This is a genomic window from Nocardia beijingensis NBRC 16342, assembly GCF_001612785.1.
In the GTDB taxonomy this organism is placed as follows: Bacteria; Actinomycetota; Actinomycetes; order Mycobacteriales; family Mycobacteriaceae; genus Nocardia; species Nocardia beijingensis.
Window position 1 is genome coordinate 147816 of record NZ_BDBC01000032.1, and the last position, 14874, is coordinate 162689.

A 14874-nucleotide genomic window follows, 5' to 3' on the forward strand; every position below is an offset into this window, starting at 1 on the left:
GCTATCTGGGACAGCTCGTTCCGTACAGGGCTCTATATCGGACGAATGCGGACATGCACGTGCATGTCGTGCCAGCCATCCGCGTGCAACCCCGCACTGCGCTTCACACCTTCCGGGACGAACCCCGCCTTCACCGCCGCCCGGCACGAGGGCTGATTACGCACCGAATGCGACACCTCCAGCCGATGAAAACCCACCCCGAACGCCCACTCGGTCACCGTCTCGACCGCGGCGGGCGTCACCCCGCGGCCCCGCCACCCCGGCGCGGTCCAGTACGCGATTCCCGCCACGCCATCGGCAGGCGACATATTCCGCAACCCGACACGCCCCGCCACCACACCCTCCACGACAACCGCCCACTGCGGGCCGTCACCCTCACGCCACCCTGCCCGCCAGCGCGCGATCAACTCCCGCGCCTCGGCCTCGGAGACCACATCGCGAACATGCCAGCGTTGAATATCCGGATCCTGATAGACAGCACGAATCACCGCCGCATCCGCATTCGCCCACGGCCGCAACAACACAGCCGCGCCCCGCAGGGTGGGCTGAACTCCCGCGGCGAACACTTCGGCGGCGACCACGTCGGGCATCAGAGCGGACACATCCGGATTGTCACCCGCACCCACCATCCGCCGCCACAGAATTCGTCGCCGAAGTGCCCGATGACGCCTACCCGCAAGCGGATTCGCACGCAACCGCACCGCCCGCGCAGCGAGACGCCGCCAAGACAGGCATGCTGTCAACCGTCTCAGACCGTGCGGCGGCTACACCGTGCCCGGTTCGGCGCGGTCGCTCGGCACCGGCGCACTCAGGACTCGACCACTGAACCGATGGCGGGCGTGCGGAATCGACCGTCCCGTGCGCGGGTTGCCGTCGCCCGTAACTGTCACTGTGACGATTAGAGGGGGCGGCGCCCCCTGGAGTAGGGGAGTCGCGCCCCGTCTCGCTACGCGGCCGGGACTCCCACCGCCTCACCGCCGACGGCAGGCGCCGGCTTCGGCGCCGCGAACCCCGGCAGGAACCGGTTCACCGCGGGGATCATCAGATGGATCAGCGGGCCGATCCCGAAGGCATACACCAGCGTTCCGACGCCGGCGCTACCACCGAGGACGAACCCCGTCGTCAACACCGTCAGCTCGATCGCCGTGCGCACCACCCACACCGATCGACCGGTCCGACGAACCAGTCCAGTCATCAATCCATCCCGCGGACCCGGACCCATGCCCGCCCCGATGTACAGCACACTGGCCACAGCGTTCAGCGCGACCGCGGCCGCCATGGCACCCACCCGCACCCCGAGCGCATCCCACGACGGCAACCACGCCAACCCGGCGTCGACCGACACCGCGATCACCACGACATTGCTCACCGTGCCCAGCCCGGGCAACTGCCGCAGCGGAATCCAGGCCAACAACACCGCGACACCGGTCAGCGCCGTGACGGCACCGAAACTGATCGGCACATGCCGCGCCACACCCTGATGAAACACATCCCACGGATCCAACCCGAGCCCGGCCCGCACCATCACCGCCATCGAGAACCCGTACAACCACAATCCGACATACAACGCGACCAACCGACGAACCAGCACCACCCCAGCGTGCCCGCAACTGGCCACCACAACCAGAGCCAATCACCGATCACTGGACACAACGCAATCCACCGACACTTTCGGGTGCGCACTGAAGTGTCACTGTGACGTTTTCATCGATCCGGGACGCTAGTTGAGAGGAGGTCAATCTAGGGAATTCGCAAGATCGTCCCAGCAAGCCGATGAAAACCGAAAAATTTCCATCAAGCAGACAAATACGCCAGGACCCAGCCATCCGAACGCGACACCAGACCCAGCGCGTGGCAAACGTAGGCGAGCCCCGACACATCGGGACGCCCACAACTCGCGCGAGAGCAACGCTGAACGGGCAGAAACAGCCGCGACGAGCCGCTCCCGATTTCCACCGATAATTGACATTATGTCAAGTAGAGGCCCGCACCACCTCCTCCGACTCGCGCGCGCTCATCCCTCACATCGATGGCAGGCGAATTATCGTGCGCCCCCCCCGGCGCCGGGCCCAACCTCGGAGATGGCCCGGCGCCGAGGTTTCAGACTCGAGACAGCATGGTCGCCAGTTCCGCGTGCAGGTCGAACAACGCGGGAATCTGATCGGATGAGCGGCGGCCCATGCCGCACTCGGTGGCGATGCCGAACTCGGCGACCGCCGTGCGGGCCGCCTCGATGCGTTCGATCGCGCCGGCGCGGCCGTCGGTGGCGTGCACCAGGCCGAGGTACAGGTCCGTCTCCGGCGGAAGAGCGAGATCGGCGAGGGGCTTGAAATAGTCGGCGTCCGTGCGGGAACGCGGCACCGGCAGATGGATCCAGTCGACCCGCCGGTCCAGACCGGCCAGGACGCGGCCCGCCACCGCCGCCAGCTTGCCGGTATCGGCGGGTTCGGCGAAGTGACGATGACCGAAATCGCCGTAACAAAGGTGATAGCCAAGTTCCACCGATTCGGGCACCGCGGCGCCCAACCGGACCAGTCGCTCCCCTACTCCTTCGAGCTGCGTCGGATAGTCGGCGCCGAACCAGGACGGGAAGATGCCCTCGAAAATGGCGAACTCGACAGCGGCATCCCATTGCACCGCAAGGTCTTCGGCAGGAATCCCGGCGAGGATCGCGGCGAGTTCGTCCAGCAGCCGCGCCTCGTACCTGCGTTCCAACTCCCCTTGCGGGCCTGCGACGAACGCTCCGATCACCGCGATGGGTGTCGGCAAACTCACCTGGAACCGGATACCCGCCGGAATGGTGCCATCCTCGCGCAGCTGCCGGAAGACCTCCCAGGATTCCAGCGCCGCCTCCGCGTAACCCAGAGGACCGAAATCGATCGACGCCGCCTCGACGCCGGGTTTGGGCTGCACCCGTTCGCTCGGCCCGTACTCCGGGCTGGGCGGCGGAACGGTTTCCAGGTCCGGATGTGCCTGCATCTTCGGCAGCTGCCACACCACCCAGTTGTCCCGTACCCCGGTCTCACCGTCAGGCACGCGCTTCAAATGCTGCCCGATCCGCCGCGACGCCTCGGAGAAGACCGTCCGCGCATCCGCCAGCGGGACACTGCCGCACAGATGGACTCCACGACCCACACCCACCACAACCTCCTCAGATCGCCTACCACCGCCCGCACGACCGACACCAGACATTTGCCGCACAACCGGACGGTGGTCCGCTGCGGCAGAAAGCAATCGATCAGTTCGCGCTACGCGATGCAGCGTAGACGCAGATTACGGAGCAAGGTCCCCCACGCCTGGGAAACCTTCAGCGATCGTTCACTGGCGACCCGCATCACCTGTCGGCCTTGCCGGTATCGCGCAACGACAATCACGCCATTTCGCGGCGACGGTTGCCATCGTCGACGTCCTCCGACGCTGCCTTTTCACCTGCACCCCTCGCGAAGAGGCAACCCCCGGTGTCTGTGCTGCTTTGGATTTCGGTCAGGTTGGTCCGTGACTTCGCCTGATGACGGATAGATGTATACATACGCATAAAAACGTATCGCAATCTTCATTCCGCACGTCACGTCCCCGAACTGCCGCGCCAGCCGACGACGCCGACCCGAACAAAGAAGCGCGCGTGTGATCAGCGCCGAGTCGGACCATCATCGTTGTCGTGCCACGATTTCCACACCGACTTTCCTCAGCACTCCCCTACCCCGTCTCGCAGAACACGTCGACGGTGTCGCTCCCGACCTGGTTCCGCCCTCGCCCAGTCGCATTCGCGAACCGATACGAAGGTGAACTAACGTTCGAATCGTGCTTGGACATTCACATGCGACCAGTGGCGCGCTGGCTTGGTCGGCGGCAGCGGCGACGCTTCCGGTCACGATCTTGACGTTTCCGGCTCTCCAGGATGCGACCGGCCATCTCGGCACCGTCGATCTGCTGCTGGGGGTCTTCCTCACGGCCGGCGCCGCACTGCTCCCCGATGCGGACCATCCGGACGGAACCATCTCGCACGCTTTGGGTCCGATCACGCACACCGCGTGCAAGCTCATCTCGTGGGTCGCCGGCGGCCACCGCGGCGCCACCCATTCCTTGGCGTTCGTCGCGGCCGTCGCCTACGGCACCTGGGCCGGCGAGCACTGGCTCGGCCGCTGGTTCACCCTCGGCCTGGTGTTCTTCCTGCTGGCCCTGGCCGTGCGCGCGCTACATCTGTGCCCGTCCGGCAACAACTTCAAGGCATGGGGACCGATCGTCGTGCTCGCGTCCGCGGGCACGTTCGCGATGGAGCATTGGATCGCCGACAAGCCGGTGTGGCTGCCGTTCGCGGTCGGCCTGGGTGCGCTGGCCCACCTGCTCGGCGATTGCCTTACCGAGCGCGGTTGCCGCTTGTTCTGGCCGTTCGGCGTGCGAGTCAGTTTTCCGGTCATCGAACGCACCGGCAACAAGGTCGAAACCTTCATCGTGGCGCCATTGTTCACGGCCGGTACGCTGGCCATCCTGTGGTACACCATCACGCACCAGCCCTGAGATCATCGCCGCCACTGCCCAGGTTTCGATCCGGCGAGGATGCGCCCCCTCGGAAGCCTGGGCAGCGGCAGGCGACAACTGGTTCCGCATAAGTCGGGGTCCCTCCCCTCCTTGCTTCTTCGGTTGAAATGTGTCCGCGGTTTGTGGGCAGGTTGGATCTGCATAGTTAGATGCGCATATCTACGTATCCATATCTTATATCGCTCGAGATGGTCGCCAAGCAGGCATCGTTTTCCCGGAACTCCGCACTTCCGCGGCTACCCTGATGCCATGCTCGCCTCGACCATGAAGCCGCAGCGCTGGACTCCGCCACCCTCCCCCGCCCGAGCGCGGCAAACCCGCAGTGCCCCAACCCTTCCCGAGATCCGGCGCCTCGAGTTGCCCGGCGCGGGCCCGGAAGATGTCGTCCTCTCCCCCGATGGAAGGATCCTCGCGGGCGTCGAGGGCGGTGCCATCCTCAGCATCGATCCAGCGACCGGCGAGGTCCGCGAGCTCGCGAACACCGGAGGTCGCCCCCTCGGCCTGCACGCCGACGCCGACGGTCGCGTGCTGATCTGCGACTTCGAGCGGGGACTGCTGGAGCTGAACACCGAGGGCGCGCTGACCGTTCTGGTCGATGAGATCGACGGTGAACGACTCCGGTTCGCCAGCAATGTGGTGCGCGACAGCGACGGCACGATCTACTTCTCCGCGTCGTCACGCCGATACTCGCTCGACGAGTACATGGGCGACATCCTGGAGCACTCCGGCACCGGGCGCCTGTTCCGCCGGGACCCCTCGGGCAAGGTGGAGACGCTCATCGACGATCTGCAATTCGCCAACGGCGTCGTCCTGGCGCCGGATCGCTCCAGTGTGGTCGTCGCGGAGACCGGCGGTTACCGCCTCACCCGCTATTGGCTCACCGGCCCGAAGGCGGGCACGCAGGAGCGGTTGATCGAGAACCTACCCGGGTTCCCGGACAATCTCGGCCTCGGCAGTGACGGCCTGATCTGGATCACGCTTCCTTCGCCGCGCAATCCGTTGCTGGATCGGCTGCTTCCCTTGCCGGGCATTCTGCGGCGGATCGTGTGGACGCTGCCGAAGTGGGTGCAGCCGAAGCCTGCGCGGACGGTGTGGGTATTGGCGGTCGATTTCGACGGCAATGTCGTGCACGACCTTCAGGTCGAGGGCACCGACTATTCGATGGTGACCGGCGTGGTCGAGCAGGACGGTGTGTTGTATCTGGGCAGTCTCACCGAGCGAGCGGTGGCCGTGTCGCGGGTGCCGTAGGGTTCACCTTTTTCAGTGCACACTTGTACACTCGACTGGTGACGAATAGTGTGCCCCAGCGGCAAGCGGAGGTCAGGGCACTGGCCCGGCTGGCCGGTGACGAGCTCGGCGGCGCGGTCGATGGGATCGCGGCCGTGCACCAGGCGATCGCGCGCCGCGTGTTCGCCGCGGTGCGGTGGGGTGTGGGGCCTGCGGCGGCTCCGGTGGAGCTGATGCACGATGCGATCGCCGAGAGTGTCTACCGCGTGGTCAGCGGGTCCGCCGTGGCAGCGGGCATGGTCGCGGAACGGACGGCGGATCTGCCCGGCGTCGCGCCGTCACGCACGGTGTACGGTTCGGGGTTGCTGGCCGCGTTGCAGGGCTTGATCGGTGACGATCTCGAGCGGACGCGGCCGATTCTGGCCGGTCCGATGACGTTTCGGATCGATGGCGCTCCCGCGCCCGCGGAACTGGTGGGTGCGCGCGTCCGACGGCCGGGTGCGCATGTGGTGGTGTTCCTGCACGGCTTGGTGGAGACCGAGCACGCGTGGCGCCTGGGTGGCGGGCCGACCTATGCCGAGCGGCTGGAGTCCGATCTGGGATGTACGTCGCTACAGGTTCGGTACAACTCCGGCCTGCACATCTCGGAGAACGCGGCACAGTTCAGCGAATTGATGCAGGGCTTGATCGATGGGTGGCCGGTGCCGGTCGAGCGGGTGTCGCTGGTGGGTCATTCGATGGGCGGGTTGGTCGCCCGTGGCGCGTGCTTTGTGGCGAGTGAAGCCGGGTTGTCGTGGGTGCGGCGGGTGCGCCAAGTGGTGTGCTTGGGTTCGCCGCATATGGGCGCGCCGCTGGAGCAGGTGGTGCATTACGCGTCGGCGGCGCTGGTGCGGTTTCCGGAGACTCGTCCGTTCGGGCGGCTGTTGCGGCGCCGGAGCGCGGGTATCCGGGATCTTCGGGACGGTTCGCTGGTGGATGAGGATTGGCGTGGGTTGGACGCCGACGCGCTGCGTCGCCGGGTGCTGCGCGAGGTTCCGCTGTTGCCGGATGTGGACCACTATTTCGTCACCGCGACCGTGACGCGCAGTGCGCGGCATCCGGTGGGGCGTGTGATCGGTGACGGGCTGGTGCTCACCGCGAGTGGTTCCGGCCGCGCTCGGGCCCGGCGTGTCGGGTTCGACGTCGACAAGGGGATGCATCTGTCGTCGGCGCATCACTTCACGTTGCTCAATCATGCGGCGGTCTACCGCGCACTGCGTGGCTGGCTGGCATCGGAATCGGTGCGGTCCGACGAGGTTTCGCGGTGAATTCCCTGTGGGCGGGACAGGGCGTTGCCGTACCCCGCCCCCGTGTTCAGAGGAGGTCTTCGGGGTCGGCGTCGGCTTCGAGACGGACGTCTTCGGCGAAGTGGGTTTCGGGGTCGTCGTGCTCGGTGTGGGCGGCGTAGAGCAGCAGGCAGCCGCGGATACCGTCGAGGAGGTCTTCCAGGAGGTCGAGGGCGGGGCGGGCGGGGTCGAGGCGGCTGATGCGGAAGCCGGTGAGCATCGCTTCGCGGGTCTCGGCGTCGACGCCGAACCGGTGGGCTTGGGCTTCGATCTCGGCGACGCGGGCGACGAGGCTCCACGGGGCCGGGACGCGGCCTTCGTGGACGGCCACCGCTTCGGCGATCAGGTCGAGGACGACTTCGGTGGGGGTGTCGCCCTGGGCGAGTCGTTCGAGTACGAGGGTGGGGGTCTCGACTTGGAGCGCTTCGATGTCGTCGGCTTCGGCGACGACATCGGTGGTCGGGACGTTCGCGGTCTCGCCGGCGACTTCGGCGGCGGCGTAGAGCCAGTGTGCCGCGGCGACGGAGGCGGAGGCCGGGTCGAGTTCGGTGAACAGTTCGATGCTGCCGAGCGGGTCGGCGCGTAGGAGTGCGTCGGCGGCGTGGACCTGGGCCGGGGAGACGTCGGGGCGGGACAGTTCGACGGCTTGGCGGGCGCGGCCGGAGAGGTCGCCGCGTTCGGCGGATTCGATGGCTTCCTGTTCGGTGCGTACTTCGGCGGCGACGGTTTCGAGGAGGGCGGCGTCGTCGATGTCGTGGAGGGTGCGTCCGATGCGGTGGGCGGATTCGACGACGCCGCTGTAGGAGACGAGCAGTCCTTCGTCGGTGGGCAGGTGGGGGCTGCGCAGGCCCGCTTCGACTTCTTTGAAGTTGCGGCGTTCCTCGGCGCGGCGCCATGCTTCGCTGTTGGGGACGTCGGGGTCGCCCGCGGCACTGGCGGGGTGGGTGTAGGTGCGCCATTGGAACCGCGAGAGGGTGGTGAGGTTCGACGCCAGATCGGTTGCCTGGTCCCTGGTCACCTGCGGGGGCAGGGTGGCCACCGTCTGGGCGAGGTCGCCTCGTCCGGTCGCCCAGGTGGCGACGAGGGCGGCGCGGTCGGGATCGAATGCGTATCTGGTCACCTGGGCAAGTCTGGTCGATCGGCGGCGGATGTGCTCGGTCAATTGATTCGCTTGTGATGTTGTGCGGCGTTTCCCGGGGACGCGCTGGGTGGATGGATTCCGACTCGGGATGCCGGTGAGACCGGTTGCGTGTGTGCCGACCGTCGCGGGTTCGGTCCGCGGGTGGTGACGTCGTGCGGTGTGGCGGGGACCTGGGTGGGTTTCGCGGCGTGGTCGGCTGCGATGGGTGAGGGTGCGGGCGGCGGGCGCGGCGGGCGCGGATGGGGTGATCGTGACCATGGTGGGATCTGCGACACGCTGATGCTTGCCGGAGACCTCAGCAATCTCTCAGTTACGCTACCGCGATGCGTACACGCACTCACCGGCGCGGGTTCGCCGCGTTGTCGGCCGCTGCGGCGATGCTGATGGCCTCGGGGGTTTCGGCTGCTCAGCCGGGCCGGGAGCTGCCCGTGTTCGGTCGCGACTTCTTGTGGGGTGTGGCGTCGTCGGGATTTCAGTCGGAAGGTCATGCACCGGACAGCAACTGGTCGCGTTTCGTCGAGGCGGGTGGGACCGAGCACCCGTATCTGGATTCGGTGGACTTCGCCCGTCGCTATCGCACCGATATCGATCTGGCGGCGCGGCTGGGTGTGCGGGTCTACCGGGTGGGTCTGGAGTGGGCGCGGCTGCAACCGGCGCCGTATGCGTGGGATGAGGCGGCGTTCGGGTTCTACGACGATGTGATCGCCCGGATCGTCGCGGCGGGGATGCGGCCGATGCTGACGCTGGATCACTGGGTGTATCCGGGGTGGGCGGTGGATCGGGGCGGGTGGCGCAACCCGGGCATGGTGGAGGATTGGCTGGCGAACATGCGGGAGGTGGTGCGCCGGTATGCCTCGCACGATCCGCTGTGGGTGACGTTCAACGAGCCGGTGGCGTATGTGGGCACGGAGTTGCGCACGGGCGGGATCGGTGTGGACGAGGCGCCGGTGATGCTGGATCGGATCGCGCGGGCGCACAACGAGATCTACGACGTCATCCACGGTTATCGGCCGGATGCTCAGGTGACGAGCAATCTGGGTTATGTGGCGGGCGCGGAGACGGAGGTGAATCAGCCTATCGTGGACCGGATTTCGGCGAAGCTGGATTTCATCGGGCTGGACTATTACTTCGCTCCGTTGCCGCAGACCGGGGAGTCGGCACAGGGTGGCGCGGAGGGTGGGTCGCCGATGTGGGAGCTGCCGGTGCATCCGGAGGGTATCTACTACGCGTTGCGGCATTACGCGCGCCAGTTTCCCGGCCGTCCCCTGTATGTGGTGGAGAACGGGCTTCCGACGGACAACGGGCAGGTGCGCTCGGATGGGTACACCCGCGCCGATCATCTGCGGGACACGGTGTATTGGTTGCAGCGGGCGAAGGCCGATGGCATGAATGTGATCGGTTACAACTATTGGAGTCTGACCGACAACTACGAGTGGGGCTCCTACGCGCCGCGGTTCGGGCTCTACACGGTGGATGTGCTGACCGATCCGACGTTGGCGCGCCGTCCGACCGATGGGGTCGACGCGTATGCCCGGCTGATCCGCGCGGGTGGTGTCGAGCCTGCGTATCGGCCGATGCGGGCTCCGGTGCCGTGTGTGCACATCGATGCGGCGGAGACCTGCGTCGGGGAGGATCCGGCCTAGCGCGGATGGGTGCCGGGGTGGCGTGAAGTTGTCTGTGCCGGTGCGGATTTGCCGCCGTGGCGGTGGCGGGGAATTTGTGACCGAGGTCCCAGTATCAGGTTGTTAAGCGTGTCACAGCAATCGGGAGCGCAGGGTTTCGTGCTCGTCGCGGCGGATCTGCGTATGACGAGTTCAACGACGTGCGTGAAATGTTACTCATCGGTTGGGTCACACTCGGCTGGTAGGCCGTCGGAGCTGCGGTGATGTGTTCGACATCGATCACGCTTGCCTGCTGTGGCGCAGGTGCTTACGGTGATTTCCGTCGATGGCCGATGACGCCCGATCGAATTACATCTCATTGATGTGCCGCGATATTCACCGTCCCGGGGCAATTCCACTGTTATTGCTCTGGGCGGCAGCATTATTCCTGCGGCACCGGCGAAACTGGAGCAATGGTACAACCAACCCCTTGGCAGGTAAGCGAAGCGCGAGACCGTCGGAGCCGTGGCTCCGGAGGCGCCGGACGCGGGGCGAGGCCACCACGGGGTGTGGATTGGGGCTTCTTGTTCGCCGCGGTCGTGAGCGCGGTCGGCTTCGCCTTGTTGTTCCAGCCGTGGCTTTCGGCGTCGGGCGCGGGAGGTGAGGCCCGCTCCGATGCGTTCGGCCGGGTCACCGGCGTCACCAACGGTTTCGACGAGTGGTCGGTGTCGAAGTTCCGTGATGTGAACATCAGCGGCGCGTGGGGTCTGCTGGCCGCGGCGGCGATGCTCGTCACCGTGTTCGCCGCGCTGGCGCAGATCCGGTTGCGCACCCGCGCGCTCGCCGTGCTGGTGATCGGCTCCAGCGTGACCGCGGCGGTGGTGGTGCTGATCGCCCTGATGTATCTGGATGCCAGGGGGCCGGAATTGCGGATACTGATCGATCCGGGTGAAGGTCTGGGCGCGGGATTGGTGCACCGGTTTCTCGGCGAATTCGGCGGTGCTTCCGGTCCGGGTGAGCGGCGCATGGCCAGCGCTGGACTGACCGAGATGGCGTTGCTCGCCGGGGTGCTGAGCTGCGCGGCCGCGGTGGCCGCGATCGCGCAGGGCACTCGGCGCTACGGCTTGAGCCCGATGCGAGCCCTGACTTGGCTGGTGACGCCGCTGCCCGCCGAGCCCGCGCGGGATGCCGAGGCCGTGCGGCCCGCGGCCGTCACCACGGCGCCGCGTCCGGTGGCGCAGCCCGCGCCGGACGCCGCCGAGCGGTTGCTGTGGGACGAACTGGTCTTCGACGACGACTTGGTCGCCAATGTCACGTGGGTGCGGAATACCAATCCCCCGCGACGCGAGTCCGCCGGGCATCGGTCGGAGACCTCGACGCCGGTCCTCACGCGCTAGCGGCGGACGGCCGGTCCGGTCCCAGGACGAGCGCTCGCGTCTCGGGCGACCACTGCACGTATTCCAGTTGGGCGCCGTCGGCGTGGCGGACGTATACGAACGTGCCGGTGGCGCTGGTGAACGGCCCACCGATCAGCTCCGCCCCGTGTTCGGTCACCGTTCGCAGCAGGGTGTCGAGGTCGTCGACGATCACCGGGCCTACCGTGCCGCGGTACCGCTCGACGTCGTCGGGATCGCCCGCGATGAGCAGGAAGTCGCCGACGGCGGCGAGTTCGGCGCGTTCGAAGCCGAAACGGAGGTCGGCCTTGGCGCCGGCCAGCCGTTCGTAGATCGGCAGCGCGGTGTCGAGGTCGGAGACGAGGACTCTGGCATAGGTTTTCAGGATGCGCACATCTGCGACGCTAGGTGGGGATCGGCGTGACCGGCAGTACGCACTTGAAAGTGAGTGGTCAGGGTGAGCGAGACCGAGGAGCAGCAGGCCAGGGCGGTCGCCCTGCGTGTCTTCGCGGCGCTGTCGACGAAGTGGGCGTTGCGGGTGCTCGAGCAGATCGGTGACGGGGAACGCCGTTTCGGCGAGTTGCATCGGTCGATGGATGGCATCAGCTACAAGATGCTGGCCGAGACCTTGCGTGCGCTGGAACGTGAGGGCTTGGTCGCGCGCCGCGATCATCGGACGGCCAATCCGCGGGTGGAGTATTCCCTGACCGCGGCTGGAGGCGAGTTGCTGCGGCTGGTGCACGGTATGTGCGCGTGGTCGCGCGCCCATCTCGCGGAGCTGATGTGAGGGTGGCGGCGCGGCCGCCCGGGTCAGTCCGGTAGCGGGGGCAGTTCGAGGTTGTCGCGGAAGGTCGCCCCGACGTAGTCGGAACCGACGATGCCGCGGCGGCGTAGTTCCGGCAGCAGTCCGTTGACGACGAAGTCGCGGGTGCGTTCGTCGGCGAGCCCGCCGAGGGAGATCACGTCGAGCACGCCCGCGTTGTAGCGTTCCTCGATGGCGTCGGCGAGTTGTTCCGGGGTTCCTGCGGCGGCCCAGTGGCCGGTGTCCTTGGCGGCGATGATCAGCTCGCGCAGTGTCTTTCCCGACCGTGCGAAGTTGCTGAAGATCTCCACGCGGCCGCGTCTGCGGTGCACGGATGTCACCTCGGGCAGCAGGCTTTCCGGGAGGGGCTTGTCCAGTGGCAGGCCGGACAGGTCGATGCCGCCGCCGAGCATGTCGGCGAGGGCGGCGCGTCCGGCCTCGAAGTCGGTCGCCTCGGCTTGTTCGCGCACGAGGCGCTCGGCTTCGGCTTCGGTGGCGCCGTAGGTGGCGTGGAAGGAGCTCATGATCAACGGCAGGCCGTCGGCGCGGCCGAGTTCGCTCGCGCGGGCGCGGATGCGTTTGGTGTAGGTGACGGCGTCTTCGAGGGTGGGTAGTGAGGTGAACACGACTTCGGCGAACCGTGCGCCCAGTTCGATGCCGCCCGCGGATTGCCCGGCCTGGAATTGCACGGGTCTGCGCTGCGGCAGGGGCGGGATGTTCAGCGGCCCGCGGACGGTGAAGTACCGGCCCGCGTGCTCGATGGGCCGCACGCGGGTGGCGTCCAGGATCGCGCCGCCGTGCCCGTCGGGGGTCAGCGCGCCGGGCTGCCAGCTGTCGAACAGGGCGTTGACCACTTCGAGGGATTCGGTGGCGCGGGCGTATCGGTCTTCTGGGCTCGGCAGTTCCTGGTCGCCGTAGTTCTCCTCCCCCACCGAGGAGGTCACCGCGTTCCAGGCCGCGCGGCCGTTGCTGATGTGGTCGAGGGTGCCGAAGAGCCGGGCGAGGTTGTAGGGGTGGTGGAAGGTGGTGGTCACCGTCGCGATGAGCCCGACGTGCGAGGTGACGGCGCTCAACGCGGACAGGAAGATCAGCGGTTCCTGCGCGCCGATCGCGCCTTGGGCGCCGAAACTGAGCAGGTCGGCGGCGAAAAGGGCGTCGAACCCGTGTTGTTCGGCGATTTTCGCGACCTCGATCGATGACGCGATCGTGGTGGCGGACGGATCGATGGCCGCCGCGTAGACGCTGACCGCGCCGCTGACTCCGGTGACCGTCTTCAGGGGCCGTCGTCGCCCACCAGCATTGCCCATTGCGGCGACGCTACCGGCGCGCACCGCCGCCGTAACGGGTTGCGCTCAGCGAGATGTTTTCTGCGCGAGTGCTTTTTGGGCGGCGAAGGGCGGGGCGTTTCTAGGCGGTTTCCGGACCGTCGGTGTGGTCATCGGCGCTGGTGCGGTCGGTGCGGGGCAGGCGCGCCACTCCGGTGTCGAGATCGATGTCGAACCGCGGTGTGTGGGTCTGCCCGTCGCTGTCCTCGCTGCCCTCATGGGTCAGCTTCTTGCCCGGAAACAGCTCCCCGATCACGCCCATGCGATCACCCTACGCGCCGGTGGCGTCCGGTGGCCCGGCGCGCCGCTTCGCCCCGGGCGGTGGTCGGGCGGCGAGCGGCAGGGCCGGTCGCCACGCGGTAGCCGGTAGCCGGTTCCATTTCGGCACCCGAAAGAGCGGGGCTCGGTTAGCATCATGTTCGCTCCGATCGGCTGAGGACCGCGGCACGGGGAGCTCTGGGCGACCGACAGTGGAATCGAACGACAGATCGGCCAGCCGAATGGAACAAGAAGCCGACCTCGCCCAGGCTCGGGTCTTCGTGGAGTTGTTGACCCGGCGAGCCCGGACGTTGGCGCGGGATATCGAATCCGCTCACCGCCGCGATCCCGCCGCGCGGCACGAGCTGTTCAGCGAATTGTGCGTGGTGCGCGGCTATATCGACCGGCTGCATCGCAGATTCCCGGACATCGCGCCGCCACAAGCGCATCGGCAGCTGGCCGCGGTTCCCGGCGCACAGCGGACGCCGGGTTGAAGGGGTACCGGTTTCAGTGCCCCGGCGCCGCGGTGATGTGCTCGGGGACGGGCACGGTGAGCATGGCGACGATCATGTCGACGATCTCCGCCGCGTCCGCGGGATGCGGGGTGCGCACGCCCGCTTCCAGGGTGCGCTCGTAGTCGGCGATCAACGCGAACATGACGGTGGCCATGGTTTCCAGGCGTTGTCTGCGCAGTCGCCGTGGCAGGCCGGTGAGGGCGGCGTCGAGGCGGGTGGTGATGATGCGGACCGCGGCGCGGTCGGCCCCGGCGAGGCGGTGCGGGTCCGCGACGACGGGATGGGTGCGCACCACTTCCAGGAACCGGCCCAGATGGGTCACCCGGTCGTGGCCGAGCAATTCGAGGATCGGGGTGGCGAGCATGGCGACGAGGGTGTGCACGTCGTTGGCGCGGCCGTCGGCTTCGTGGGCGGCGAGCAGTTGCATGCGCCGCTGTTCGAGCCAGTTCATCCGCCGTTCGACGATGGCCTCGATGAGTCCGGTGCGTGAGTCGAAGTAGTAGTGGACGGCGGAGTTGTTGCGCTGGCCCGCGGCGGCGGCGATGTCGCGCAGCGGCACGTCGGCGCCGCGTTGGGCGATCAGGCGTTCGGCGGCGTCGAGCAGGGCGGTGCGCGATTCGTCGCTCGGCATAGGGTCACTGTACTGAACACGAGTATTGACGATGTTAAACACAGATGCTTAATTGAACGGCGTGGATGATGTGGCGGTGGTCACCGGCGCCGGGTCCGGTCTCGGCGGCGCGGTGG

15 protein-coding genes are annotated in these 14874 nt (G+C 67.4%); 7 read left to right on the forward strand and 8 right to left on the reverse strand.

The genetic code is table 11. From position 1 onward, the window contains the following. Positions 1 to 32: 32 nt before the first annotated feature. The 3 genes from NB3_RS19945 to NB3_RS19955 form a co-directional block, all read right to left on the reverse strand. Positions 33 to 590 carry a GNAT family N-acetyltransferase gene (locus NB3_RS19945; protein WP_067805642.1) on the reverse strand — a complete coding sequence of 186 codons (558 nt, stop codon included), beginning with the start codon at positions 588 to 590 and terminating at the stop codon, positions 33 to 35. Positions 591 to 946: 356 nt separating this feature from the next. Next, positions 947 to 1534: a membrane protein YczE gene (yczE, locus tag NB3_RS19950; RefSeq protein ID WP_244891991.1), complete on the reverse strand. Its 588-nt coding sequence runs from the start codon at positions 1532 to 1534 to the stop codon at positions 947 to 949. 566 nt (positions 1535 to 2100) lie between these two features. Then, positions 2101 to 3141 carry a hypothetical protein gene (locus tag NB3_RS19955; protein WP_067805648.1) on the reverse strand — a complete coding sequence of 347 codons (1041 nt, stop codon included), beginning with the start codon at positions 3139 to 3141 and terminating at the stop codon, positions 2101 to 2103. Between the two features lie 660 nt (positions 3142 to 3801). On the opposite strand from NB3_RS19955, the gene NB3_RS19960 reads away from it, so the two are divergent. From NB3_RS19960 to NB3_RS19970, 3 genes are all read left to right on the forward strand, one after another. After that, a complete protein-coding gene (locus tag NB3_RS19960; protein WP_067805462.1) occupies positions 3802 to 4518 on the forward strand; it encodes a metal-dependent hydrolase in 717 nt (238 codons plus the stop codon). A 270-nt stretch (positions 4519 to 4788) separates the two neighbouring features. Continuing rightward, the gene (locus NB3_RS19965) at positions 4789 to 5787 is read left to right on the forward strand and encodes an SMP-30/gluconolactonase/LRE family protein (protein ID WP_244891987.1); all 999 of its coding nucleotides are present in this window, start codon (positions 4789 to 4791) and stop codon (positions 5785 to 5787) included. Positions 5788 to 5825: 38 nt separating this feature from the next. After that, positions 5826 to 7073, forward strand: a complete 1248-nt coding sequence (locus tag NB3_RS19970) for an esterase/lipase family protein (protein ID WP_067805467.1) — start codon at positions 5826 to 5828, stop codon at positions 7071 to 7073. 46 nt (positions 7074 to 7119) lie between these two features. Here NB3_RS19970 and NB3_RS19975 read toward each other — a convergent pair whose 3' ends face one another. Beyond that, entirely contained in the window at positions 7120 to 8211 is a 1092-nt protein-coding gene (locus tag NB3_RS19975) for a hypothetical protein (protein ID WP_067805472.1), read from the reverse strand. 344 nt (positions 8212 to 8555) lie between these two features. On the opposite strand from NB3_RS19975, the gene NB3_RS19980 reads away from it, so the two are divergent. Together NB3_RS19980 and NB3_RS19985 are read left to right on the forward strand one after the other, a co-directional pair. Next, positions 8556 to 9875, forward strand: coding sequence for a family 1 glycosylhydrolase (locus NB3_RS19980; protein WP_067805474.1), 1320 nt, complete (start codon positions 8556 to 8558; stop codon positions 9873 to 9875). A gap of 542 nt (positions 9876 to 10417) precedes the next feature. Further along, the gene (locus NB3_RS19985; RefSeq protein ID WP_157111891.1) at positions 10418 to 11230 is read left to right on the forward strand and encodes a hypothetical protein; all 813 of its coding nucleotides are present in this window, start codon (positions 10418 to 10420) and stop codon (positions 11228 to 11230) included. On the opposite strand, the gene NB3_RS19990 is transcribed toward NB3_RS19985, so the two are convergent. Continuing rightward, complete coding sequence (locus NB3_RS19990) at positions 11220 to 11621, reverse strand: VOC family protein (RefSeq protein WP_067805479.1); 402 nt, start codon at positions 11619 to 11621, stop codon at positions 11220 to 11222. The genes NB3_RS19985 and NB3_RS19990 overlap by 11 nt on opposite strands. A 63-nt stretch (positions 11622 to 11684) precedes the next feature. Here NB3_RS19990 and NB3_RS19995 point away from each other — a divergent pair, with 63 nt between their 5' ends. After that, the gene (locus tag NB3_RS19995; protein ID WP_244891988.1) at positions 11685 to 12014 is read left to right on the forward strand and encodes a winged helix-turn-helix transcriptional regulator; all 330 of its coding nucleotides are present in this window, start codon (positions 11685 to 11687) and stop codon (positions 12012 to 12014) included. 23 nt (positions 12015 to 12037) lie between these two features. Here NB3_RS19995 and NB3_RS20000 read toward each other — a convergent pair whose 3' ends face one another. After that, positions 12038 to 13336 (reverse strand): NtaA/DmoA family FMN-dependent monooxygenase, encoded by a 1299-nt coding sequence (locus NB3_RS20000; protein ID WP_067805484.1) that lies wholly within the window; start codon positions 13334 to 13336, stop codon positions 12038 to 12040. A 100-nt stretch (positions 13337 to 13436) separates the two neighbouring features. Continuing rightward, on the reverse strand, positions 13437 to 13616 hold the full coding sequence (locus tag NB3_RS20005) for a hypothetical protein (RefSeq protein ID WP_067805486.1): 180 nt from the start codon (positions 13614 to 13616) through the stop codon (positions 13437 to 13439). A 238-nt stretch (positions 13617 to 13854) separates the two neighbouring features. Between NB3_RS20005 and NB3_RS20010 the strand changes: the two genes are divergently transcribed. Beyond that, positions 13855 to 14106 (forward strand): hypothetical protein, encoded by a 252-nt coding sequence (locus NB3_RS20010; protein ID WP_067805489.1) that lies wholly within the window; start codon positions 13855 to 13857, stop codon positions 14104 to 14106. Between the two features lie 13 nt (positions 14107 to 14119). Here NB3_RS20010 and NB3_RS35850 read toward each other — a convergent pair whose 3' ends face one another. Continuing rightward, positions 14120 to 14758, reverse strand: coding sequence for a TetR family transcriptional regulator (locus NB3_RS35850; protein WP_067805494.1), 639 nt, complete (start codon positions 14756 to 14758; stop codon positions 14120 to 14122). Between the last annotated feature and the right edge of the window lie 116 nt (positions 14759 to 14874).

Excerpts from the sequence above, each read along its gene's own strand:
- NB3_RS20010 (WP_067805489.1), top strand. The coding sequence starts at position 13,855 with ATGGAACAAGAAGCCGACCTCGCCCAGGCTCGGGTCTTCGTGGAGTTG.
- NB3_RS20005 (WP_067805486.1), bottom strand. The coding sequence starts at position 13,616 with ATGGGCGTGATCGGGGAGCTGTTTCCGGGCAAGAAGCTGACCCATGAG.
- NB3_RS19980 (WP_067805474.1), top strand. The coding sequence starts at position 8,556 with ATGCGTACACGCACTCACCGGCGCGGGTTCGCCGCGTTGTCGGCCGCT.
- yczE (WP_244891991.1), bottom strand. The coding sequence starts at position 1,534 with ATGGCGGTGATGGTGCGGGCCGGGCTCGGGTTGGATCCGTGGGATGTG.
- NB3_RS35850 (WP_067805494.1), bottom strand. The coding sequence starts at position 14,758 with ATGCCGAGCGACGAATCGCGCACCGCCCTGCTCGACGCCGCCGAACGC.
- NB3_RS19945 (WP_067805642.1), bottom strand. The coding sequence starts at position 590 with ATGCCCGACGTGGTCGCCGCCGAAGTGTTCGCCGCGGGAGTTCAGCCC.
- NB3_RS20000 (WP_067805484.1), bottom strand. The coding sequence starts at position 13,336 with ATGGGCAATGCTGGTGGGCGACGACGGCCCCTGAAGACGGTCACCGGA.
- NB3_RS19965 (WP_244891987.1), top strand. The coding sequence starts at position 4,789 with ATGCTCGCCTCGACCATGAAGCCGCAGCGCTGGACTCCGCCACCCTCC.